Origin of the sequence: Pseudomonas sp. M5 (assembly GCF_016907075.1) — a bacterium.
GTDB lineage: Bacteria > Pseudomonadota > Gammaproteobacteria > Pseudomonadales > Pseudomonadaceae > Aquipseudomonas > Aquipseudomonas putida_E.
Genome location: NZ_JAFBBH010000001.1, coordinates 438,445 through 461,437, shown reverse-complemented (window position 1 = coordinate 461,437; position 22,993 = coordinate 438,445). Strand labels below are relative to the sequence as shown.

At 64.0% G+C, this 22,993-nt stretch carries 21 protein-coding genes; 12 read left to right on the top strand and 9 right to left on the bottom strand.

The features are described 5' to 3' along the window. Positions 1-11: 11 nt before the first annotated feature. From JOE27_RS02170 to JOE27_RS02145, 6 genes are all read right to left on the bottom strand, one after another. Complete coding sequence (locus JOE27_RS02170) at positions 12-1,304, bottom strand: OprD family porin (protein ID WP_204917702.1); 1,293 nt, start codon at positions 1,302-1,304, stop codon at positions 12-14. 137 nt (positions 1,305-1,441) lie between these two features. After that, on the bottom strand, positions 1,442-2,755 hold the full coding sequence (locus tag JOE27_RS02165) for an MFS transporter (protein ID WP_115275150.1): 1,314 nt from the start codon (positions 2,753-2,755) through the stop codon (positions 1,442-1,444). Between the two features lie 209 nt (positions 2,756-2,964). Continuing rightward, positions 2,965-3,606 carry an N-carbamoylsarcosine amidohydrolase gene (locus JOE27_RS02160; RefSeq protein WP_046785571.1) on the bottom strand — a complete coding sequence of 214 codons (642 nt, stop codon included), beginning with the start codon at positions 3,604-3,606 and terminating at the stop codon, positions 2,965-2,967. Positions 3,607-3,620: 14 nt separating this feature from the next. Further along, positions 3,621-4,373 (bottom strand): Asp/Glu racemase, encoded by a 753-nt coding sequence (locus tag JOE27_RS02155; protein ID WP_115275151.1) that lies wholly within the window; start codon positions 4,371-4,373, stop codon positions 3,621-3,623. Between the two features lie 13 nt (positions 4,374-4,386). After that, positions 4,387-5,193 (bottom strand): N-formylmaleamate deformylase, encoded by an 807-nt coding sequence (gene nicD / locus JOE27_RS02150; RefSeq protein WP_115275152.1) that lies wholly within the window; start codon positions 5,191-5,193, stop codon positions 4,387-4,389. Then, positions 5,190-6,338 carry an FAD-dependent monooxygenase gene (locus JOE27_RS02145; RefSeq protein WP_012314029.1) on the bottom strand — a complete coding sequence of 383 codons (1,149 nt, stop codon included), beginning with the start codon at positions 6,336-6,338 and terminating at the stop codon, positions 5,190-5,192. The genes nicD and JOE27_RS02145 overlap by 4 nt, the downstream gene beginning before the upstream one ends. A gap of 327 nt (positions 6,339-6,665) precedes the next feature. Between JOE27_RS02145 and JOE27_RS02140 the strand changes: the two genes are divergently transcribed. The 4 genes from JOE27_RS02140 to JOE27_RS02125 all read left to right on the top strand — a co-directional run bounded on the left by JOE27_RS02140 (position 6,666) and on the right by JOE27_RS02125 (position 12,477). Continuing rightward, entirely contained in the window at positions 6,666-7,718 is a 1,053-nt protein-coding gene (locus tag JOE27_RS02140) for a 2,5-dihydroxypyridine 5,6-dioxygenase (RefSeq protein WP_046785574.1), read from the top strand. Between the two features lie 68 nt (positions 7,719-7,786). Continuing rightward, positions 7,787-8,263, top strand: coding sequence for a MarR family winged helix-turn-helix transcriptional regulator (locus JOE27_RS02135; RefSeq protein ID WP_174141416.1), 477 nt, complete (start codon positions 7,787-7,789; stop codon positions 8,261-8,263). Positions 8,264-8,430: 167 nt separating this feature from the next. Further along, positions 8,431-8,898, top strand: a complete 468-nt coding sequence (locus tag JOE27_RS02130) for a (2Fe-2S)-binding protein (RefSeq protein ID WP_204917700.1) — start codon at positions 8,431-8,433, stop codon at positions 8,896-8,898. Positions 8,899-8,913: 15 nt separating this feature from the next. Further along, positions 8,914-12,477, top strand: coding sequence for a molybdopterin cofactor-binding domain-containing protein (locus JOE27_RS02125; RefSeq protein ID WP_115275154.1), 3,564 nt, complete (start codon positions 8,914-8,916; stop codon positions 12,475-12,477). A 16-nt stretch (positions 12,478-12,493) separates the two neighbouring features. Here the strand turns inward: JOE27_RS02125 and JOE27_RS02120 are convergent, their stop codons facing one another. Beyond that, positions 12,494-13,132, bottom strand: coding sequence for a TetR family transcriptional regulator (locus tag JOE27_RS02120; protein WP_115275155.1), 639 nt, complete (start codon positions 13,130-13,132; stop codon positions 12,494-12,496). 307 nt (positions 13,133-13,439) lie between these two features. On the opposite strand from JOE27_RS02120, the gene JOE27_RS02115 reads away from it, so the two are divergent. Further along, positions 13,440-13,706, top strand: coding sequence for a hypothetical protein (locus JOE27_RS02115; RefSeq protein WP_046785578.1), 267 nt, complete (start codon positions 13,440-13,442; stop codon positions 13,704-13,706). 106 nt (positions 13,707-13,812) lie between these two features. Here the strand turns inward: JOE27_RS02115 and JOE27_RS02110 are convergent, their stop codons facing one another. Next, positions 13,813-14,064 carry a hypothetical protein gene (locus tag JOE27_RS02110; protein ID WP_174141414.1) on the bottom strand — a complete coding sequence of 84 codons (252 nt, stop codon included), beginning with the start codon at positions 14,062-14,064 and terminating at the stop codon, positions 13,813-13,815. A 258-nt stretch (positions 14,065-14,322) separates the two neighbouring features. Here JOE27_RS02110 and JOE27_RS02105 point away from each other — a divergent pair, with 258 nt between their 5' ends. The 6 genes from JOE27_RS02105 to JOE27_RS02080 all read left to right on the top strand — a co-directional run bounded on the left by JOE27_RS02105 (position 14,323) and on the right by JOE27_RS02080 (position 21,147). After that, entirely contained in the window at positions 14,323-15,732 is a 1,410-nt protein-coding gene (locus JOE27_RS02105; protein WP_119688765.1) for an amino acid permease, read from the top strand. Between the two features lie 122 nt (positions 15,733-15,854). Further along, positions 15,855-16,391, top strand: a complete 537-nt coding sequence (locus JOE27_RS02100; RefSeq protein WP_046785581.1) for a 2,4'-dihydroxyacetophenone dioxygenase family protein — start codon at positions 15,855-15,857, stop codon at positions 16,389-16,391. Positions 16,392-16,488: 97 nt separating this feature from the next. Next, on the top strand, positions 16,489-17,394 hold the full coding sequence (locus tag JOE27_RS02095) for a LysR family transcriptional regulator (protein ID WP_046785582.1): 906 nt from the start codon (positions 16,489-16,491) through the stop codon (positions 17,392-17,394). Between the two features lie 71 nt (positions 17,395-17,465). Continuing rightward, positions 17,466-18,728 carry an aminotransferase class III-fold pyridoxal phosphate-dependent enzyme gene (locus tag JOE27_RS02090; protein ID WP_204917697.1) on the top strand — a complete coding sequence of 421 codons (1,263 nt, stop codon included), beginning with the start codon at positions 17,466-17,468 and terminating at the stop codon, positions 18,726-18,728. A 185-nt stretch (positions 18,729-18,913) separates the two neighbouring features. Further along, on the top strand, positions 18,914-20,140 hold the full coding sequence (locus JOE27_RS02085; protein WP_046785584.1) for an MFS transporter: 1,227 nt from the start codon (positions 18,914-18,916) through the stop codon (positions 20,138-20,140). Between the two features lie 89 nt (positions 20,141-20,229). After that, positions 20,230-21,147: a pyridoxal-phosphate dependent enzyme gene (locus JOE27_RS02080; RefSeq protein ID WP_125922874.1), complete on the top strand. Its 918-nt coding sequence runs from the start codon at positions 20,230-20,232 to the stop codon at positions 21,145-21,147. Positions 21,148-21,198: 51 nt separating this feature from the next. Here the strand turns inward: JOE27_RS02080 and JOE27_RS02075 are convergent, their stop codons facing one another. Next, positions 21,199-21,657, bottom strand: coding sequence for a metallophosphoesterase family protein (locus JOE27_RS02075; RefSeq protein ID WP_046785586.1), 459 nt, complete (start codon positions 21,655-21,657; stop codon positions 21,199-21,201). Between the two features lie 236 nt (positions 21,658-21,893). Here JOE27_RS02075 and JOE27_RS02070 point away from each other — a divergent pair, with 236 nt between their 5' ends. After that, the gene (locus tag JOE27_RS02070) at positions 21,894-22,991 is read left to right on the top strand and encodes a carboxynorspermidine decarboxylase (RefSeq protein WP_119688762.1); all 1,098 of its coding nucleotides are present in this window, start codon (positions 21,894-21,896) and stop codon (positions 22,989-22,991) included. Positions 22,992-22,993 lie beyond the last annotated feature (2 nt).

Here is a 22,993-nt window from a genome sequence, read left to right as displayed (position 1 = left end):
CCAGCCCGGGGTCAGAACAGCTTTACCGTATAACTGAGGATCAACCGGTTCTCGTCAATGTCCGTGCGGTAGTTCGAGCGGGCCGTCACGTTGCGAACCCGCACCCCCAGCCCGGCCAGGGGGCCGCTCTGCACCACATAGGCAAGGTCCAGATCGCGCTCCCGGTCACGGCCCTCGAAGCCCAGGCCGGTCTCCACGTCACGCCCCTTTACATAGCGCAGCGTCGAGGTCAGCCCGGGTATCCCCAGCGCAACGAAGTTGTAATCGTGACGAACCTGCCACGAACGCTCACCGGGCGCTGCGAACTCATAGGTGGGCAGGGTATTGCCCATCGGGTTGGTGTTGGCGCCAACCTGGATGAACCCGTCGTCCCCGCCGATCTGCTGGTACCCCACATAGAAGGTATGGCCACCCGTTTTGGCCGAGAACAGGCTGAACAGCGCATGGTTGTCGTAACGGCCTGCGATCTGCCGGCCATCCTCCTGGGCATCGAAGTAGCCGGCATTCACCCCCAGGGTCCAGTCACCCAAAGGTTCGGCGTGTTTGAGGCTGTAGAAACGCTGCTGGTAGATGTTTTCCAGTTGCGCTTGCCACACGCCGACCTGGGTACGGTTGTCGTTGAACGCATAGTCCGCGCCGACATAGTTGAAACGATCACTGGTGAATCGCGCCAACCGTGAAGGGTTGATCGGGTCATTGACCAGCGCATACATCTTCTGGCTGTTGGAGGAGTCGCGCAGGCTGGTGGAGCGAAACTGCCCGGCACTCAAGGTCAACCCGGCAAACTCGCGGGACTCGAGCATGGCGCCCTGGTAGGTCGGCGGCAGCAGGCGCAGGTCGCTGAACAGCAGCACCGGCAGGTTGGGCATCAATTCGCCCACCTTCAGTTCGGTGCGCGACACCTTGAATTTCACCGCCGCGCCAAGGCGGCTGTAATCGTCTGCCGACTGGCCGCTGTCAAGGCTGGGCAACAGCCCTGACCTGGCATGCGCGGGGCTGCTGTCGAGCTTGAAGCCCAGTAGCCCGGTGACGTCCATGCCAACGCCGATGGGGCCTTGGGTGTAGCCAGAGGTGGCATTGAGGATGAAGCCCTGGGCCCACTCCTGGGTGCGCGACTGCGTGCTCGCGCCTTTGATATCGGCATAATCGCGGCTGAAGAAATAATTGCGCGCTTGCAGCGTAGCGCTGGCGCCCTCGATGAAACCGGCCTCTTCGGCCGTCGCTTCAGCACAGAGGGCTGCGGCGATACAGCCGCCAGCCAGGCGCGCGGTCGGGGAATGACGCTGTGACGTGTTGACGGGCATTTGAAACGACTCCTGGATTCGGGCAACAGCTCCCCGCCGCAGTGGCCTTGAGGCCACCCGCGCGGAGTGTTTTTGGAAGGGTCTTCAAGCGGGCTGGCTGGCCCGCTTGCACTGCCGTGACGCGAAAGGTCAGGCCGTTATCGGTTGACCAGCTTGGCCGGCAAGGCGATGACCAGGAAGCAGCTGAGCAGCAAGCAGAGGGCGAACACCCACAGCGCCGCATGGGAGGTGCCGGTCAGGTCGGTGACCATCCCCATCAGCGAGTTGCTCACCAGCCCCGCGATGTTGGCCAGCGAACACGCCAGGGCGAAACCGGTCGCCGCAGCGGTGCCTTTGAGGAAGGTCGCCGGCAGGCTGAAGAACACCGGCACCGCGCCGATGATGGCTGCCGAGGCGATGGCGAACAGCAGCACGGTCATCACCAGGTTCTGGCTGAACAGGGTGCTGCTGGCCATGGCAATTGCACCGATGATGAAGGGCACGATGATGTGCCAGCGGCGTTCGCGATGACGGTCGGAACTGGCACCGATCATCAACATGCCAAGCAATGCCGCCAGGCTCGGGATCGCCGTGAGCAGGCCGATATGGAAGGTATCGCTGACACCGGCGTCGCGGATGAAGGTGGGCATCCAGAAGCCCATGGCGTAGGCGCTCAGCAGGATCGAGAAATCGATGCCACCGAGCATCCACACTTTCAGGTTGAAGAAACCGTCGCGGAAGCTGTGCTTGCTGCCCTTGCCTTCGGCATCGTCGGCGGCAAGGTCGGCGGCCAGTTGTGCCTTGTCGTCTGCGGACAGCCACTTGGCCTGCTGGAAGTTGTTCGGCAATGCCCAGAACGTCAGGACACCCAGCAGCACACTGGGGATCGCCTCCAGCAGGAACAGCCATTGCCAGCCCTGCAGGCCATGCACCTGGTCGAAGTGGCCCATGATCCAGCCCGAGATCGGCCCGCCGATCACACTCGACAGCGGCAGCCCGATCATGAACAGCGCGATGATGCGCCCGCGCCGATAGGTCGGGTACCACATGGTCAGGTAGAACAGCACCCCCGGCAGGAAGCCCGCTTCGGCCGCCCCGAGCAGAAAGCGCAGGACGTAGAACTGCGTGGTGGTGGTGACGAACATGGTGCAGGCCGAGAGCAGGCCCCAGGTGATCATGATGCGGGCGATCCACAGCTTGGCGCCGACGCGCTGCAGGACCAGGTTGCTTGGCACCTCGAAGATGATGTAGCCGACGAAGAACAGGCCCGCCCCCAAGCCATAGGCTGCGGTGCTGAACTGCAGGTCTTCGAGCATCTGCAGCTTGGCGAAGCCGACGTTGATGCGGTCCAGGTAGGCCGCAAGGTAGCAGAAGCACAGGAACGGTATGAGCCTCCAGGTGATCCTGCGGTAAAGCGCTTGAGTCGATTGGTCGATGTCGCTGTGGACCGCTGTTGCATTCGCAATTGGCATTTCCTGTCTCCTGGCGGGTGACTTTGTGGTTTTGTTTTCAGGCCAGCAGTTTTCGACGCTCCGGGCGCGCCGCGCACTATACGCGGCGTTTGAGGATGGCGTCACAAGACCCCGGGTGCTCCTGCGGGGTGGCCGCCCGCACAGCGGACGGTCATGCAACGGGCTTCCCGCGCCGTTACTTGATTGTTATGGGTGCAAGGTGTGCGGTTTCAGCTGGCCAGGCGCTGGAGTTGCGCCATGGCTTCCTGCAGGCTGACGACATCGCCGTACTTGCTGTCGATGTCGAACAGGTTTGCTTCGTGCGGCGCGGGGTGGCGATCACCGACGCACTCACGCACCACGATGGTTCGCAAGCCGTGCTGCAGCGCATCCACCGCACTGGCGCGGATGCAGCCACTGGTGGAGCAGCCGGCCAGCACCACGGTGTCGATCCCTTGTGCATGCAGCAGTGGTGCCAGGCTGGTGCCGAAGAACGCGCTGGCGTACTGCTTGGTGAGCACCGGCTCATCAGCCCGTGGCACGACGGCCTCGCAGAATGCCGCCAGCGGGTTGCCTTCGACCATGTCCTTCATTACCGGCGCCTTGCGTACCCACACGCCGCCATCGGCAAAATGCGGGGCCTGGTAGCGGATATTGGTATGGACCACCAGCGTACCGCAGTCCCGGGCCAATGCCAGCAGCACGGCAGCCTGCTCGACCGCCGTCACCACGCCGGGGGCGTAGAGCGGCGCACCGGGGGTGGTGTAGCCCTGCATGAAGTCGATCATCAGCAGGGCTGCCTTGCGCCCGAAGCCGATACGCTGACCCCATACGCCCTGGTAGTTGTCGCTGGCGCTTTGTGCGTCGCTCATGTTCGTCTCCCGATTCAGTAGGCGCCCGACAGCAAGGCGCCAGCGCCCGGAACCACCGGTTCCAGGTCCAGCGCCTTGAGCATGGCGTAGGTGGTGGCGATGGCAGCGGTGACCACCGGTTTGCCGGTTTGCGCCTCGACCTTGGCGACTGCCGGCAGCGACTGCATCTGCACGCAGGCCGAAAGCACCACCACATCGACGCCCTCAAGGTTCATGCCGGCGACGATGCCCGGCAGGTTGGCCGGGTCGTGACGGGCCACGGCGAGGTTGTCGGGGATTTCCAGCGCGCGCCAGTCCTGCACCTCGAAGCCTTCCTCACGGATGTAGTTGACCACCAGTTCGGTCAACGGCTTCATGTAGGGCGCGACGATGGCGATGCGCTTGGCCTTCATCACGTGCAGGGCCTCCACCAGCGCACCGGCACTGGTGATGACCGGCGCAAGTGCGTCGTTGTCGGCGGTGGCTTTTTGCAAACGCTTCTCTGACTGGCGGTGGTACCCCAGCCCCATGGCCATGATCGCCACCAGGCAGGCATAGCCGAGCACGTCTACCTTGGCATCTGACAGTTCCACTGCGCAGCGGTCGGACTCGCCGTCCATCGCCGCCAGTTCTTCCTTCTTCACCTGCTTCATGCGCATGCGGCTGGAGTGGAAGGTGAAGCGCTCCGGGCGGATCGCCTGGCGGGCCAGGAGCATCGCCGGGATCTCGGTTTCCATGGTGGTGTTCGAACTCGGCACGATCTGGCCGATACGGTAGGGCTTGGTCATGTCGCGTGCTCCTTCAGACAAGGGGGTGGCCCAGGAAATCACCGAAGGCGGCAAAGAAGCCTTCGAGGTCATCCCAGGGAATCATGTGGCCGGCGTTGTCGACGTGAGCGACCTGGATGTCCGGCTTGAGCTCACGGATCTCGGCGATGTCCTGGGGCTGGATCACCCCGCCTCGCCCCGCCACCATCAGCAATGCCGGTTGGCGCACGCGGGGCAAGTCCTGGTGGATGTCCACCTGGTGGAAATCGTTGAAGGCACGCACGATCGCAGGCTCGTGGCAGGTGTGCAGCCACTCGGCGCGCAGCGCCAGCTGCTCGTCGGTCCAGGTTGCACAGAAGGCGCGCATGTCGTCACCGCTCATGCCACTGCAGGCCTGCCGGATAGAGTCGACGTACCACGGCAGCTTGCTCGGGTATTCGCGCCGACCCGGCCCGGATACCGGCGGGTCGACCAGCACCAGGCGCTGCAGCCCGGGCGCCCCTTGCGCGGCGGCGCGGATGGCGAAACGCGCGCCCATCGAATGGCCGACCAGGTGGTAGCTGGCCAGGCCCAGCGCCGCTGCGAACGCCGGAATGTCCGCAGCGCAGGCATCGGTGCCATAGTCCAGTGCAGGCCCGCTCGCGGACAGGCCGCGGCCGCGTACATCCAGCACATAGGTGTCGAACTGCTGCCCAAGGCGCTCGGCGACGAAGCCCCAGGTGATCGCCGGGCTGGTGATACCCGGCACCAGGATCAGCGCAGGGCCCTTGCCGCCGTAACGCAGGTAATGCTGACGGATACCGTTGGCGTTGACGTTGCCGCCGGCGACGAAGGTGCTCATGCTGCCTCCCCGCTCTTGAGCGCCTGGCCGTAGAGGTCGTAGCCATAGACCCATGCCGGGTCTTCCTGGGTGTAGAGGAAGGTGTTGGCGTTGGAGACCGCCTGCACCCGCGAAGCGCGTTCCTTGCGGTTAGCCTCGTACAGAGCGAAGGCGGTGCGGTGGTCGGACAGCCCGGTCTCTTCCAGGCAACGGGTGAGCATCGCCGCGTCCTCGATGGCCATGCACGCGCCTTGCGCCATGTGCGGCTTCATCGGGTGGCAGGCATCCCCCAGCAGCACCAGGCGGCCACGGCTCCACAGCGGCAGCGGGTTGCGGTTGCGCAACGGCCACTTGGTGATCGATTCGGTGGCGTCGATCAGCTTTTGCACAGTGGGGTGGTAGCCCTGGAACGCAGCACGCATTTCTTCCTGGCTGCTGTCCACGAACGGGCCCTGGAAGTCCCACGCCTCGTGCGGGACGCCGGTGACGAAGTAGTACTCGTCGCGCTTGCCGGTGGTGTAATAGACCATCATGTGGCGGTCTTCGGTCCACCATTTCACGCAGTCCTCGAACACGTCGGCATGTTGCGCCAGATGCTCGCCGCGGATCAGTGCGCGGTGAGCCACCCAGCCGCTGTAGATCGGCGCTTCGACACCCAGCAGCGCTTCACGGATGCGCGAATGGATGCCGTCGGCACCGATGACGATGTCGGCCACGGTGTGGGTGCCGTCGGCGAAGTCCAGGCGTACCTGATCGCCGTCGTCCAGGATCTTCTCCAGGCGCTTGCCGAAGTGCACGGTGCCCGGCTTGATCGCATCGATCTGCAGGGCGTGCAGGTCGCCACGGTGAATGGTGATGTACGAGGCACCGTATTCACGGCGGGCGTAATCACCCAGCGGGATGCGCGCCAGGTAGTCACCCGTGTTGCCGTCGCGGCTGAACCAGAAATCCGGGTGCGACCCCATCAGCTCCAGCTTCTGCTCCAACCCCATGCGGCGGAATATCTTCATCACGTTAGGGCCGATGTGAATACCCGCGCCAAGGCGGGTGAACTCCGGTGCCTGCTCGTACACGTCGACCTCAAAGCCGGCCTGCTGCAACAAAGTGGCGGCGGCTGCCCCGCCCAATCCTGCACCGACGATTGCGATTTTCTGCCTGCCCCGCATAGGTATGTCCCCTCTTGTTCTGTGATGTAGTCAGCCGAACCGCCTGACGAATTAGAGTGTATACGCTGTATTTTTTTATTGGGAAGGGGAATATTCAAAAAAATTCAAACGGGTGATCGAAATCGGCGAGCCGGCTAGATGTAACCGTATTATCTAGGCTATGTGTGGATTCGTAACGTTTCAACGCACCACTTGCGCTTGCAGGCCGGATACGCTTTCATCAACGCATATAGGGCGTACACACTATTAATTTGCACCGAGATAAAGCGCCCCGCACCACTGCGGTGCGGCATTTCGGTTTCATCGAGGCCTGCCAGGAGAAAGCTGATGCCGGTTAGCAACGCAGAACTGACCCAGATGTTCGAACACGTACTCAAACTGTCCCGGGTGGACGAAACTCAGAGCGTCGCCGTGCTCAAGAGCCACTACTCCGACCCGCGTACGGTCAGTGCCGCGATGGAAGCGGCGCAGCGGCTCAAGGCGAAGGTCTACGCCGTGGAATTGCCCGCGTTCAACCACCCCACGGCCATGGGCAACGACATGACCGCCTACTGCGGCGACACCGCCCTGACCGGCAACCTGGCAGCCCAGCGGGCGCTGGAAGCCGCCGACCTGGTCGTCGACACCATGATGCTGCTGCACTCACCCGAGCAGGAGCAGATCCTGAAGACCGGAACGCGCATACTGCTGGCGGTCGAACCCCCGGAAGTCCTGGCGCGCATGCTGCCCAGCGAAGACGACAAGCGCCGCGTGCTGGCCGCCGAAACCCAGCTCAAGCAAGCCCGCACGATGCAGGTGCGTTCCAGGGCCGGCAGTGATTTCCACGCCCCACTGGGCCAATACCCGGCCGTTACCGAATACGGCTATGCCGACGAGCCCGGCCGCTGGGACCACTGGCCAAGCGGCTTTTTGTTCACCTGGCCGAACGAGGACAGCGCCGAAGGCACGCTGGTACTGGATGTGGGCGACATCATCCTGCCGTTCAAGAACTACTGCCGCGAGCGCATCACCCTGGAGATCGAGAAAGGCTTCATTACCGGCATCCATGGCGGCTTCGAGGCCGAGTACCTGCGCGACTACATGAAGTACTTCAACGACCCCGAGGTCTACGGCATCTCCCATATCGGCTGGGGCCTGCAGCCGCGTGCCCAGTGGACCGCCATGGGGCTGCACGACCGCAACGACGGCATGTGCATGGATGCCCGCGCGTTCTATGGCAACTTCCTGTTCTCCACCGGCCCCAACACCGAAGTCGGGGGCAAGCGCAAGACCCCCTGCCATCTGGATATTCCGCTGCGCAACTGCGATATCTACCTGGATGACCAGGCCGTGGTGCTGGCCGGTGATGTGGTCGCGCCTGAGGAGTCCAAGGCGCGATAGTGGTTATACTGGCCCGGCGCCCCGTTCCGGGGGGCCGGCCAGCCAACCCACACAGCCCAAGCCAACCCATGTCGAATAAAAACACCCCCGCTCCCGCTGCACCCGACACTACCCCCTACGACGTGACCGAACAGGTCGGCCACCTTTTACGCAAGGCCTACCAACGGCACACCGCGATTTTCCAGCAACAGGCGTGCGACCCGCAGTTGACCTCGATCCAGTTCGTCACCCTGTGCGCCCTGCGCGACCACGGCCCCAGCTCCCAAGCCGAACTGATCAAGGCCACCGCCGTCGATCAGGCGACCATCCGCGGCATTGTCGAACGCCTCAAGGCACGCGGGCTGATCGAGCTGTCACCAGACCCGGATGACCGGCGCAAGGTCATTGTCGGGCTCACCGACAGTGGCGCAGCCTTGCTCGATGCGATGATCCCCTGCGCCCGGCAAATCAGTGAACTGAGCATGGGCTGCCTGAACGCCGCAGAGCGGGTGGCGATCCTGTTTCTGCTGCGCAAGATGATCGACGGGGACGATCAGGCGGGCTGAGCGCGCCCAATACCCCGAGCAACCCCTACGGAATCGTCCCTGGCCTGCTTCTTGCCTGAACATTTCATGTAGTGAGTACTTACCTAAACAAGCGCACCACTTGAGTGGTTTGGTAGCGCAGGTACTCGCTTTTGAACGGCATGCAAACTTCCAGAGATGAGCCAACCATGCAAATCACCCTCCCCCTGCGGGTCAACGGCCAGGATGTCGAAGTCAGCGCCATGGCCGACACGCCCTTGCTCCTGGTCCTGCGCAACGACCTGCACCTGAACGGCCCCAAGTACGGCTGCGGCCTGGGCGAGTGCGGGGCGTGCACGGTGATCATCGACGGCGTGGCCGCACGCGCCTGCGTGATCCCGCTGTCCGGCGCCGCCAACCGCGACATCACTACCCTCGAAGGCCTGGGTAGCAAGGCCGCGCCACACCCGGTGCAGCAGGCGTTCATCGATGAGCAGGCCGCCCAGTGCGGCTACTGCATGAACGGCATGATCATGACCGCCAAGGCCCTGCTCGACCGCATCCCCGACGCCAGTGACGAACAGATCCGCAACGAACTGTCGGGCAACCTGTGCCGTTGTGGCACCCATGTCGAAATCCTGCGCGCGGTGCGCCGCGCTGCCGGCCGCCAGGCCTGAGACCCGGAGCAGAACATGAACCACTCCCAACACGTTCCCACCCGCGACCAGTTAATGGGCAAAACCGGCGTACTGTTGATCGTCGACCAGATCACGCCGCCCTCGGGCCCTGTGGCCAAGGGTGTGACACCCACGGTCAAGGCGCGTGAGCTGGCGCTGTTTCTTGCCGTAAGCGATGACGGCATGGTCTACGCCTTCAATGGCCACGTTGACCTGGGCACCGGCATCCGCACTTCGCTGGCTCAGATCGTTGCCGAAGAACTCGACCTGCGCATGGACCAGGTGCACATGGTGCTGGGTGATACCGAGCGGGCGCCGAACCAGGGCGCCACCATCGCCAGCGCGACCCTGCAGATTTCCGCCGTGCCGCTGCGCAAGGCCGCAGCAACGGCGCGGCGCTTCCTGCTGGAACAGGCCAGCCTGCGCCTGGGCTGCCCGGTGCAGGCGTTGCGCATGGATGCCGGCATGCTGATTACCGAAGATGGCCGCACCCTGAGCTTTGCCGACCTGGTCGGCGGGCAGCGCCATCAACTGCACATTGCCGACGATGCGCCGCTCAAGGCCGTCGAGGATTACCGCCTGGTCGGTCGCAGCGCGGCACGGGTGGACATCCCTGGCAAGGCGACCGGCGAACTGACCTACGTCCACGACATGCGCCTGCCCGACATGCTGCATGGCCGGGTGATCCGCCCGCCCTATGCAGGCCATGACAGCGGCGAATTCGTCGGCAACAGCCTGCTGGCAGTGGACGAATCCTCTATTGCCCATGTGCCGGGGGTAATCGCGGTAGTGGTCATCCGTGACTTCGTCGGTGTGGTTGCCGAGCGCGAGGAGCAGGCGATCCGCGCTGCCCACGATTTGAAGCTCAGCTGGAAGCCGCTCACCGGCAAATTGCCCGACCTCAGCGATGTCGCCCAGGCAATCCGCGACAACCCCCGTGTGCAACGCACCGTGCTGGACCAGGGCGATGTCGACGCCGGCATCGCCAACGCCAGCCAGCGCCTGAGCCGCAGCTATCTCTGGCCCTACCAGTTGCATGGCTCGATTGGCCCCTCCTGCGCGCTCGCCGACTACACCGACGGGCAGATCCGCGTCTGGTCGGGCACCCAGAACCCGCACCTGCTGCGTGCAGACCTGGCCTGGCTGCTGGACTGTGCCGAACAACGCATCGAGATCATCCGCATGGAAGCGGCCGGCTGCTATGGCCGAAACTGCGCCGACGATGTCTGCGCCGATGCAGTGCTGCTGTCGCGTGCAGTCGGCCGCCCGGTGCGGGTGCAGCTGACCCGCGAGCAGGAACATGCCTGGGAACCCAAGGGTACCGCGCAACTGATGGAAATCGATGGCGGCCTGAATGCCGACGGCACGGTCGCCGCCTACGATTTCCAGACCAGCTACCCCTCCAACGGTGCACCTACGCTCGCCCTGCTGCTCACAGGCGCTGTGGAGCCGGTACCGGCACTGTTCGAAATGGGCGACCGCACCTCCATTCCCCCCTACGACTACGAGCACATGCGCGTCACCATCAATGACATGACGCCCCTGGTACGCGCCTCGTGGATGCGTGGTGTGTCGGCCATGCCCAACAGCTTCGCCCATGAGTCCTACATCGACGAACTGGCCTTTGCAGCAGGCGTCGACCCGGTCGAGTACCGCCTCAAGCACCTCAGCGATCCGCGCGCCATCGACCTGGTCAAAGCCACGGCCGAGCGCGCCGGCTGGCAGCCGCGCACCGAGCCCATGCAGACACCCGCCGAAGGTGATGTGTTGCGCGGACGCGGTTTCGCCTATGCACGCTACATCCACAGCAAGTTCCCGGGCTTCGGGGCTGCGTGGGCGGCCTGGGTCGCCGATGTTGCAGTGGACCGGCGCACCGGCGAGGTCGCCGTGACGCGTGTGGTCATCGGCCATGACGCCGGCATGATGGTCAACCCCGACGGGGTGCGGCACCAGATACACGGCAATGTAATTCAGTCCACCAGCCGCGTGCTCAAGGAGCAGGTGAGCTTCGAAGAATCGACGGTGGCGAGCAAGGAATGGGGCGGATACCCGATCCTGACATTCCCCGAGGTGCCGGCCATCGATGTAATGATGCTGCCGCGCCAACACGAGCCGCCGATGGGCAGCGGTGAATCAGCCTCGGTACCCAGTGCAGCAGCCATCGCCAACGCCGTGTTCGATGCCACCGGCATTCGTTTCCGCGAGCTGCCGATCACGGCTGAGCGGGTGCGCGAGGCACTGAGTGGCGATGGCCAGGGCTCCGACGGGCCGGCGCCGGCACAGCCCGCGCCGAAGCGCTCGAAATGGTGGTTCGGCTCGATCGCCGGAGTGTTCGGCGCCGCGTTGGGCATGGCCGCTACCGCCCTGCCCTGGCGCGCTGAAATCGCCCCGGTGACACCACCTGCTGCTGGCAGCTGGTCGGCCTCGATGCTCGAGCGCGGGCGCCAAGTGGCTGCTGCCGGCGACTGTGCTGTCTGCCATACGGTACAAGGCGGCAAGGTCAATGTCGGTGGCCTGGCGATGGAGACTCCGTTCGGTACGCTCTACAGCACCAATATCACTCCCGATCCGGATACCGGTATCGGCCGGTGGTCGTTCGCCGCCTTCGAACGGGCCATGCGCGAAGGCATCAGCCGCGACGGCCGGCACCTGTACCCGGCCTTTCCCTACACGTCATTTCGCAACATCACTGACGCCGACATGCAGGCCCTGTACGCCTACCTGATGTCGCAAACGCCTGTGTACCAGGCGCCCTCGGCCAATCAGATGCGCTTCCCGTTCAACCAGCGCCCACTGATGGCCGGCTGGAACGCGCTGTTTCTCAAGCGCGGCGAATACCAGCCCGACCCGCAGCGCAGCGAGCAATGGAACCGTGGCGCCTACCTGGTCGACGGGCTCGGCCACTGCGCGGCGTGCCACTCGCCACGCAACCTGATGGGCGCGGAGAAAAGCGGCAACAGCTACCTAGCCGGCGGCATGGTCGATGGCTGGGAAGCGCCTGCACTCAATGCCCTGGGCAAGTCATCGACCCCCTGGAGCGAGAATGAGCTGTTCACCTACCTGAGCACCGGTTTTTCCGACAAGCATGGCGTGGCTGCCGGCCCCATGGGGCCGGTGGTCAGCGAACTGGCAACTTTGCCGCAAAGCGATGTACGCGCCATTGCCCATTACCTGGCCTCACTGGACGGCACGCCGCAGGCGGTCGCAGCCAAGGCGCCAGCGCAAGTCGACACCCAGGTGTCCCTGAGCAATGGCGAGCGGGTGTTCAAGGGCGCGTGCATGGCCTGCCACAGCGACGGGCTGGGGCCGAAGCTGTTCGGGGTCAGCCCGTCCATGGCTGTGAACAGCAATGTTCACAGCGACCTGCCGGACAACCTGCTGCGCGTGATACTGCACGGCATACCGGCGCCGGCGACACGTGAGCTGGGCTACATGCCAGGGTTCAAGGACAGTTTGTCGAACCGCCAGGTGGCGGACCTTGCCGCTTACCTGCGCCAGCGCTTTGCGGCCCAAAAGCCGGCCTGGGAGGGGCTGGTGGCCAAGAGCGCTCAGGTGCGCGCCAACCCCGGCAGCCATTGACCCGTGCGCTTGCCCGTCAGCAGCGCAGCCCGCGCAAGGCCAGGTCGCTGATGAACGCCAGCCAGTCGGACTTGGCCTGTTTATCGGCCAGGTCCACGGCAAGAAACGAACTGAGCGTGTAGCGGTTGGAGTTATAGAAATAGCAGAGCGAGGCAATCATCAGGTAGGTGTGCCTGATGTCGATATCCGTGCGGAACACGCCCTTGGCCTGGCCCGCCTCGACGATCGGCCGCAGTACGCCGACCGCCTCGCCGGACAGCCCCTTCAGGTTTTGCGACTGCCTGACGTGCTTGCCCTGATGGAGGTTCTCTGTGGCCAGGAGGGTGACGAATTCGGGATGGCGCACGTAGTAGTCCCAGATGAACGCCACCAGCTCGCGCAGTGCCGCCTCGGGGTCGGAAAGGTCCAGTCGCAGCTTGGCTTCAGCTTGGTTGAAGCTTGCGTAGATGTGCTCCAGCACGCTGATGAACAGCTTTTCCTTGTTGCCGAAGTAGTAGTAGATCATCCGGTCATTGGAGTTTGCCAGCGAGGATATCTGCTCGATGCGCCCGCCAGTGAAGCCTTCCTTGCTGAAGACCTTCACCGCCGCCTGAAGAATGTTGTGCCTGGTGCGGTCCGCCTGCTGGGCGCGAACACCGGTTTTGCGAGTTTGCATGTGGAACCACTGTGGGGCTGGCCAGATGCCTAACACTGCCACAGACGTTGGGCCTTTGCGCGGCTTTTTCAGGTGCAGCGCCAACCATCGACAGCACTGCGCCCGGACGCATCATCACGATGCCGGCTGCTCGCCTACGTGCCGCGTGCGCCCGCCGCCGTTTGGCGCACGGTGCAGGCGCCCTCGTGAAAACAGGCTAAGCTCGGGTTTCCGAGGCCACACCAGTGCCCGGCAAAGCATCGCAGGTCCATCGTCGCTCGGGCGATCCACACCGACGGGCCGTTAACGGCTCAAAGAGGGTGCAGCAATGGCGACAATCGAGACAACAGCGCTCGCTCAGGGGCTGCAGCAGGTGGAAAACAGCTGGCAGGCATATCTTGCCTCGCAAAAGCACGCACAGGGGCTGACCGGTGAGCAGCTCAGCACAGCGCTCAAGGCCTGTAGCCGCGATTACATCAGGTTCCAGAACCAGAGCCAGCAGTTCTACGCTGAAGTACGCAAGCGCGTGGGGGATGCTGAAAAGCTGGAACTTGACCGGGTGCTTTACCCTCACCACTTCACCGACAAGCACTGAGACACCTGCAGACCAGTGGCTTGCTCGAGCAGGCAGGCGCTGATGCACCGGTGTGAACCCATCGGGTATACAGAGGCCCAGGGCGCCTGACCCTGGGCCGGGGCCATCACGGCTTGATTTTTTGCCAAGGCTGATAGCTGTACCGTTCAGCCTCAGAAGCCCTGGACGGGTCCGGCCGACCCGAACCTCTTTCGCCTTCCGTGCGCGCCTTCTCATCCCTATGGTCATCAGAAGCCTGTGCTTTGGAGCGCTCGTCCTGCTCACTGTCCTCGTCGTCTTCCCCGGTTGGCCAGTCTGCGTCCTCATAGGGTTTGGCACCTGGGGCATCGATATCCGTGAAGCGCTTGCCAGTGGTCATACGCACCTCTCAATGCCCAGAAGTCCTGGGCTGTTTCGAGTGTGCGCCTTCCCGTCCGGCAACAGGGTTATATCGGACCGACTGCGCGGCCCTGCCCTGCCTGCCGGGTACTGCCCTGCTCAGCTATGAACTGTGTTCACACCCGGTGTGACGCCTGGCCGGCTAATCCCACACGCCTTTGCCGCTTAAGGTGACCCTGCAAGGCCGTTGCGCAGACGGCCCACGACAACAACAAGCGAGCAACCGAGGTGCAAGCCGATGCGTGGCGATCAAGGCAATACAAACAACAAGCTGGGGACGGGCTTGAAAGGCAGGCAGGTCACGATGATCTCGATCGGCGGGGTAATTGGCGCCGGCCTGTTCGTGGGCTCCAGCAACGCCATCGTCACCGCCGGGCCGGCGGTACTGGTGGCGTACCTGATTGCCGCAGCGATCGTGGTGCTGGTCATGCAGATGCTCGGCGAGATGGCCACGGCGCGGCCAGACACCGGCTCGTTTTCCTCCTACGCCGACCAGGCCATCGGGCGCTGGGCCGGGTTTTCGATTGGCTGGCTGTACTGGTGGTTCTACGTGCTGGTGATCGCCATCGAGGCCATCGTTGCCGGCAACATCCTGGGTGACTGGCTGGGCTTGCCGCACTGGCTCACCGCCTTTGCCATGACCTTGGTACTGGTCTTGTGCAACAGCCTCAGTGTCGGTTCGTTCGGTACGCTGGAGTACTGGCTGTCGCTGTTCAAGGTGGTGTCGATCGTCAGCTTCATCGGGCTCGGCGTGCTGGCGATCCTGGGCCTGATGCCCGGCTCGGCCACCAGCGGCATCAGCAACCTGTACGCCAACGGCGGCTTCGCCCCCAACGGCAATGTGGCCATCGTCGCTGCGCTGCTGACCGCGATGTTCAGCTTCCAGGGCAGCGAGGTGGTGACCATCGCCGCCGCCGAATCACCCGACCCCAAAGCCAACATCAAAAAGGCCATCCGGGCCGTGGTGTGGCGCCTGGGCCTGTTCTACCTCGGCTCGATGTTCGTGGTGGTGTGCCTGATCCCGTGGAACGCCCCGGGCCTGGCCCAGGGCTCGTACCAAGCGGTGCTGAACGCGATGAACATCCCTTGGGCGCCGGGCATCATGAGCATCGTGGTGCTGGTGGCCGTCACCAGCTGCCTGAACTCGGCCATCTACACGGCGTCGCGAATGGTCTATTCACTGGCGCGCCGCGGCGATGCGCCCGACGCTGTTTCCCGCACCACCGCCCAGGGCGTGCCGCTACTGGCTGTGGCCCTGACCTCGGCGGCCGCACTGGCGGCGCTGGCCGCCAACTATCTGCTGCCGGCCCAGGTGTTCCAGTTCCTGCTGGCCACCAGCGGTGCACTGGCCCTGCTGATGTACCTGGTGATCGCCATCACCCAACTGTGCATGCGCCGCAAGCTGGTTGCCCTGGGCAGGCCACTGGCGGTGCGCATGTGGCTGTTCCCTTGGCTGACCCTGTTCACCATCGCCTTGATCGTCAGCGTGTTCGCCATCATGGCGGCGTTCCCCGGCCAGCGGGCCGAGTTGCTCAGCACCCTGGGGCTGACGGCCGTGCTGGTGGCCATCGGCGTCTACCTGCAAAAGCGCCAGCCGGCGCTGTCGGCCCAGCGCAGCGCCTTGCAGTTCGAGGCCTGCCAGCCGTGACCCCGCGTCACAGCTGCTGTGCCGAGCAAGCCCTTTTTCGCCCTGCAGCGCATCCCTAAGCTGCCTGCAACCCCGGCCCTGAACGGGCCGGGGATTCAAGAAACCCAACTGTGGAAGCCCTCATGAGCATTGCCCCCAAACCCGACGAACTGGCCATCCCCTATCAACTGCCGCAAGTACCGTTCATGTCCCCCGACATGGTCCACCCCGGTGTACTCGGCAAGTGGCTCGAAGACGACCAACTGTGGGTCCCGGTGACCGCTTCGGTATCGTTCAAGCCCTTGCTGCTGAGCGTCTCTGGCGGCTATTACATCAACCTGCTGCGGGTGCGCCAGAGCGGTGTGCTGTCGCGTCACCGCCACACCGGCGGCGTGCACGCACTGGTGCTCAAGGGCCGCTGGTACTACCTGGAGCACGACTGGGTCGCCGAGGAAGGCTCGTTCGCCTTCGAGCCACCAGGCGAAACGCACACCCTGTTCGTGCCGCAGGACGTCGAAGAGATGATCACCTGGTTCCACGTGCAAGGCGGTTACACCTATGTCGACCCACAAGGGGTCGCCGTGGGGTACGAGGACGTGTTCACCAAGCTTGAGGCCGCCCGCGCCCACTACAAGGCGCTCGGCCTGCCGGACGATTACATCGAGCAGTTCATTCGCTGAACGGCCACCACGCCACCCGACCCGCGTATCCCGATGCACGCGGGTTGCCACCCCGACGCGGCGCTGCCAGCATTCTGCTGATCACCGGAGGCAGAACATGGACAACTACTCACAACTGCTGGCCTTCCTCGGCGCTGCCGAACACGGCAACTTTTCTGCTGCGGCGCGTGCTTGCGGCATGACCCCGTCGGCCATCAGCAAGCTGATCTCGCGCCTGGAAGACCGCCTGCAGGTGCGCCTGTTTCAGCGTGGCACCCGCAGCCTGACGCTGACCGAGGAAGGTGCCGCCTACCTGGTCAGTGCCCGTGCAGTCAGCAATGCCATGGCCGAAGCCGACTCGCTGGCCGAGGCGTTTCCTACCCGCGTCAGCGGCACGCTGCGGGTCCACACCATGACCACCTTCGCCAAGCACCAGATCATCCCCTGGCTGCCGGAGTTCCTGGCTGCCTACCCGGGGCTGACCGTGGATATCCAGGTTGGCGCGCAGTTCAGCGACCAGTTCGACCAAGGGCTGGACGTGGCGATCCACAGTGGCGTGCTGCCCGACTCCTCGCGCATCGCCCGCAAGATCGGCCAGAGCCGTTGGATCCTCTGTGCATCGCCCGCCTACCTGGCCGCGCACGGCACACCTGCACACCCTGGGCAGCTGTTGCAGCACACCTGTTTTTCCTTTGGTTTCAGCAGCGTGTGGAACACCTGGGGGTTCGTGGTCGATGGCCAGGCCATCACCGTACCGGTGGTTCCCAAGGCCACGTTCGCCCAGGGCGACCTGCTGCGCGACCTGGCGCTGGGCGGCGCCGGCATCGTGCGCCTGGCGGAGTTTCATATTGGCCAGGACATCCAGGAGGGCCGCCTGGTCCCTCTGCTGCAGGCATACGCCCAGGACAGCGTCGAACCGCTCTACATGATCTACACCAATCGCAAACACCTCAGCCCGCGAATCCGCGTGTTCCGCGACTTTCTCGAACAGAAGCTCGCCAGCAGCCCGTGGAACACCCGCTGAGGGGACGAAATCCTGCCAGCAGAACCTGACCCGCCGTCAGCCCTGCTGCGCACCATTACACAGAGGTACTCATGCGCAATCTCGTAGGCGATGTTTCCAGCGCCGCCCGTATCCTGCCGGCACTCGACGGTCAGGCCCTGTTCATCCGCAACGGCAAAGGGCCGTACCTGTGGGATGACCAGGGCCAGCGCTACATCGATACCGCACTGGGCTTCGGCGCCGTACTGCTCGGCCATGCCGATGACAGCGTCAATGCGCAGGTGGCCCAGGCCCTGGGCGACTCCGCATCGCCCTCTTGGGCCCACGTGCGCGAACATGCTGCTGCCAGTGCGCTGGCAGCGCACACCGGCACACTCAGCCGCGTGATCTTCACCAACTCCGGCAGCGAGGCCGTGCACCTGGCCTGCCGCGCTGCCCGCGCTTACACCGGGCGCGGGCGAATCGCCAAGATGGCAGCCGGTTTCGACGGCTGGTTCGACGATGTCAGTTTCGGCAACGTCGGCTCGCCCGAAGCCGCGTTCGCAAATGGCGAGCGCCCCTCGACAGGCCGTACCACACTGCTGCGTTTCAACGACTTCGACGATGTGGAGCGGTTGTTCGCGCAGGACCAGGACATCGCTGCCGTGCTGCTGGAGCCGATGCTCGCCAACGCCGGCTGCATCATGCCAGCGCCAGGTTACCTGCAGCATGTGCAGGCCGTGGCTCATCGCCATGGTGCACTGGTGATCAGCGACGAAGTGCTGATGGGCTTTCGCCTGCATGCCGGCCTGGCCAGCCTGCAGGCAGGCCTTGACCCGGACATCGCCAGCGTCGGCAAAGCCATCGGCAACGGCGTGCCGGTATCGGCCATCGTCGGCAAACCGCACATTCTGGCGGGCTTCGAAGAGGGCAAGGTGCTGCGCGGCGGAACCTTCAGCGGCAACCCGATGGCCTGCGCAGCGGTGCTCGCCACGCTGGCAAAACTGGACAGCGCCGCTTACCCACAGCTGATCGAGCGTGGCGAGAAGCTGCGCCACGCCGTGCAGGCGATCTTCACGGCCCAGGGCATCACCATCAGCACCAGTGGCTACGGCAACGTATTCGCCATCTGGCCATGCGAACGCGCGCCATCCGACTATGAAGAAGCCGCCGCCTTCGCCGACGCCGCGTTCAGCCAGGCGCTGCACCTGGCGCTACGTGCCGAGGGCGTGCTGGTGATGCCCTCGCCGTATGGCCGTATCTACCTGTCGTTCGAGCACAGCGATGAAGTCGTCGATCAGATAGCGCACGCGTTCGAAGCAGCAGCAGCGCGCCTGGCTCCACGTTTTGCAGGGGGTGGCGTCAAGACCCGATGACGTGAGGGTGCAGTACACAAGCAATCAGAAAGGCGCCTGCATGGGCGCCTTATCAATCGCACTGATGATCACTATCGAAAGACCCGCCTGTCGGCCTGGCAGACAGGCCCCGTATACTCCTCCCCGAATTCTCCCCGCTCCACGCGCCTGCTCAAGGCGACACTCCCCTTCTGGAACCCCGCACCATGTCAAATACCAGCCCGGCCCCAAGTGGCCTCCCCGAACACAGTCAGCAAAGCGTCAAACAGCAGTGGCTGGCGATACTCTCGGTCGCCGTGGGTGCCTTCGCTTTGGTAACCAGCGAGTTTCTGCCGGTAGGCGTATTGAACGATGTCGCCAGTGACCTGGGCATAAGTGCAGGCCACGCCGGCCTGATGGTCACCCTGCCCGGCATCATGGCCGCCCTCGCCGCGCCCTTGCTGTCGGTGGGCATCGGTGCACTGGACCGGCGCTATCTGCTGATCGGCCTGACGCTGATCATGATCATTGCCAATGCGGTGGTGGCCTACGCCAGCGACTTCAACCTGCTGCTGTTCGGCCGCGTTTTGCTGGGCATCAGCATCGGCGGTTTCTGGGCTACCGCCATTGCCCTGAGCGGCCGCCTGGCACCCAAGGGGGTGGGCGTTGCCCAGGCCACCTCGATCATCATGGTCGGTGTGACCCTGGCCACTGTGCTGGGCGTGCCGGTAGGCACCTGGCTCAGTGGCCTGCTGGGCTGGCGCATGACTTTTCTGGTCACCGCCCTGGTAGGCGTACCGGTGCTGCTGGCGCAGATCCTGCTGCTGCCGCGGCTCAACCCGGACAAGGCCATCCGCATCAGTGACCTGCCGGCGCTGTTCATCAACCCACAAGCCCGGGTGGGTCTGATTGCGGTATTGCTGATCGGCCTGGCGCATTTTGCCGCGTACACCTACGTCGCACCCTTCTTCAAACAGAATTCCGGTTTCGATGGGCCGACCATCGGTTCGCTGTTGCTGCTGTATGGCGTGGCCGGGGTGATGGGGAACATTTTTGCCGGTTTCGCCGCCAACCAAAGCGTGCGTCACACCCTGTTGCTGGTCGCGTTGATGATCGGCATCAGCACCGCCCTGTTCCCACACTTCGCCACCGGGATGACTGGCGCGGCGATGCTGATCGCGCTCTGGGGCTTCGCCTTCGGCGCCTTCCCGGCCTGTGCCAGCATCTGGATGTTTGTTGTAGCGCCCAAGGATGTCGAACGCGGCATGCCACTGTTCGTCGCCATGTTCCAGGTGATCATCGCGCTGGGCTCGTTCTTCGGCGGGCAGATCGTCGACCAGCTGGGCAGCTCGGTGCTGCTGAGTCTGGCCACGGCGCTGGTGGGCTGCGGGTTCGTCACGGTGCTGGTGCTGGGGCGCAGCGTCAGCAATAGCGCTGTGGCCGAGGCTTGCTGACACGCAGGGTGCAATCACCACGAATTCAACGACATACACCTGGCATCCCGCGTTACCATTGACCCCTACCCGAAGCATGGAGCTACGCGATGACCCTGCATATCCACACCCCTCTGATCGAATCCCGCCCGCTGTCACTGGCCGCTGGCCGCTCGATCTGGCTGAAGCTCGACGCGCTTCAGCCCTGTGGCTCGTTCAAGCTGCGCGGGGTGGGCCATGCCTGCGAAGTGCACCATGCCCGGGGCGCCCGCCACTTCGTGTCCTCGTCCGGTGGCAATGCCGGCCTGGCGGTAGCCTACGCCGGGCGCCAGCTGGGTGTGCCGGTCACGGTGGTAGTGCCTGAGACCACCACCGAACGCGCCAAGGAACTGTTGCACCAGGAGGGTGCCAAGGTGGTGGTGCATGGCAGCTCGTGGCAGGAGGCCAACGCGTTGGCGCAAACCCTGGTCGGGCCGGACGATGCCTTTATTCACCCCTTCGATGACCCGCTGCTGTGGGCCGGGCATGCCAGCCTGGTGGATGAAGTTGCGGCAACCGGGTACAAGCCCGATGCGGTGGTGCTGTCGGTGGGCGGCGGCGGCCTGCTCAGTGGCGTGGTCGAAGGGCTCAGGCGCAACGGCTGGAACGATGTCCCTGTGCTGGCGGTGGAAACCGACGGGGCGGCCTCGCTGCACGCGGCGGTACAGGCAGGTCACCCGGTAGAGCTGGAGCGCCTCACATCGGTGGCGACCTCGCTGGGCGCCAAGCGTGTTGCCGACCAGGCCCTGGCGTGCGTGCAGGAGCACCCGGTGCACAGCGTTCTGGTCAGTGATCGCGCGGCGCTTGAAGCCTGCGAACGGTTTCTGGCGGACCACCGGGTGCTGGTGGAGCCTGCCTGCGGGGCGGCATTGGCGTTGGCTTATGAGGCCGCGAAGCTGGACGGTTACCAGAATGTGCTGGTGGTCGTTTGTGGGGGGGCTACGGCCACGCTGAAACAGATTCAGGACTGGTTGAAGCAGGTCGCCTGAGGTTGCCTTCACGGCCCTGATCGCCGGCAGGCTAGCGATCAGGGCAGAGCATCACCCAAGCAATTGAATGATGCGCGGCGCCAGGTGCTCGCCCTCGATGTCAATGACCGCCACCGTGACCGGCAACTTGAACCGCCGCGGCCCGGCACTCCCGGGGTTCAGGTACAAGCGCCCTTGCCGCCAGTCGATCAATGGCTTGTGCGAATGCCCAGTGATCACCACGCGCACCGCCTCATCCAGTTCGGCCGGTACATCGGCAATGTCGTGCACCAGCAGTGTCTGCCACCCCTGCATGTCGAAGTATCGCTGATCGGCCAATCGAGCTGCCCAGGGCAGCGTCAGGTCGTTGTTGCCGCGCACCACCTGCACGGGCGCCAACGCCTGGAGTGCCTCAATGATTTCAGGCTTGCCGATATCACCGGCATGCACGATCAGTTCGCAACCGGCCAGCGCATCAAGCGCCTCGGGCCGCAGCAAGCCGTGGGTGTCGGAGATGACGCCAGTTTTCATTCATGGCTCCTGTGCGGGTCTGCTGCGTTGCAGCTACTCATCGGATTCTCCTTCAAATGCGCAGCCGGTGATTAGGATGGTCATACTCGCCTGTTCCAATGAGCTCGCCGCAATCGGAAAAATTCCGGCCTGTCGGCAACGACCTCGACGAAATGCATATCTCGCCCTTTCGGTATGCAGCAAGTGAAGGCACAATGCGTGTCCTTTTTTTGGCCGGCCTGGCCGGGGGCCTTTAAATGATCAAGACGCCGTATTACCTCATCGATAAAACCAAGCTGCTGAGCAACATGGAGAAGATCGCCTACGTGCGCGAACACTCCGGTGCCAAGGCTCTGCTTGCCCTCAAGTGCTTCGCCACCTGGTCGGTCTTCGACCTGATGCAGCAGTACATGGACGGCACCACGTCCTCGTCGCTGTACGAGCTCAAGCTCGGCCGCCAGAAGTTCGCCGGCGAGACCCACGCCTACAGCGTGGCCTGGGCCGACGACGAGGTCGAGGAAATGCTCGAGAACTGCGACAAGATCATCTTCAACTCGATCGGCCAGCTGCAGCGCTTCGCCGAGCAGTCCGAAGGCAAGGTCCGCGGCCTGCGCGTCAACCCGCAGGTCAGCAGCTCCGACTACCTGCTGGCCGACCCGGCCCGCCCGTTCAGCCGCCTCGGTGAGTGGGACCCGGAGAAGATCGAGAAGGTCATCTCGCAGATTTCCGGCTTCATGTTCCACAACAACTGCGAGAACGGTGACTTCGGCCTGTTCGACAAGATGCTGACGCACATCGAAGAGCGCTTCGGCCACCTGCTGCACAAGGTCGAGTGGGTCAGCCTGGGTGGCGGCATTCACTTCACCGGTGAAGACTATGCCGTCGATGCGTTCTGCGCGCGCCTGAAAGCCTTCGCGCAGACGTACGGCGTGCAGGTCTACCTGGAGCCGGGCGAAGCGGCCATCACCAACAGCGCCTCGCTGGAAGTGACCGTGCTCGACACCCTGTACAACGGCAAACACCTGGCGGTGGTCGACAGCTCGATCGAAGCACACCTGCTCGACCTGCTGATCTACCGGCTGAACGCCAAGATGGCCCCCAACGATGGCGAGCACACCTACATGGTCTGCGGCAAATCGTGCCTGGCCGGCGACATCTTCGGCGAGTACCAATTCGATCGTCCGCTGGCCATCGGCGATCGCCTGTCGTTCATCGACACGGCGGGTTACACCATGGTCAAGAAAAACTGGTTCAACGGTTTGAAGATGCCATCCATCGCGGTCAAGCAGCTCGACGGCAGCGTCGAAGTGGTGCGCGAGTTCGGTTTCGAAGACTACGTTTCCAGCCTGTCGTAAGA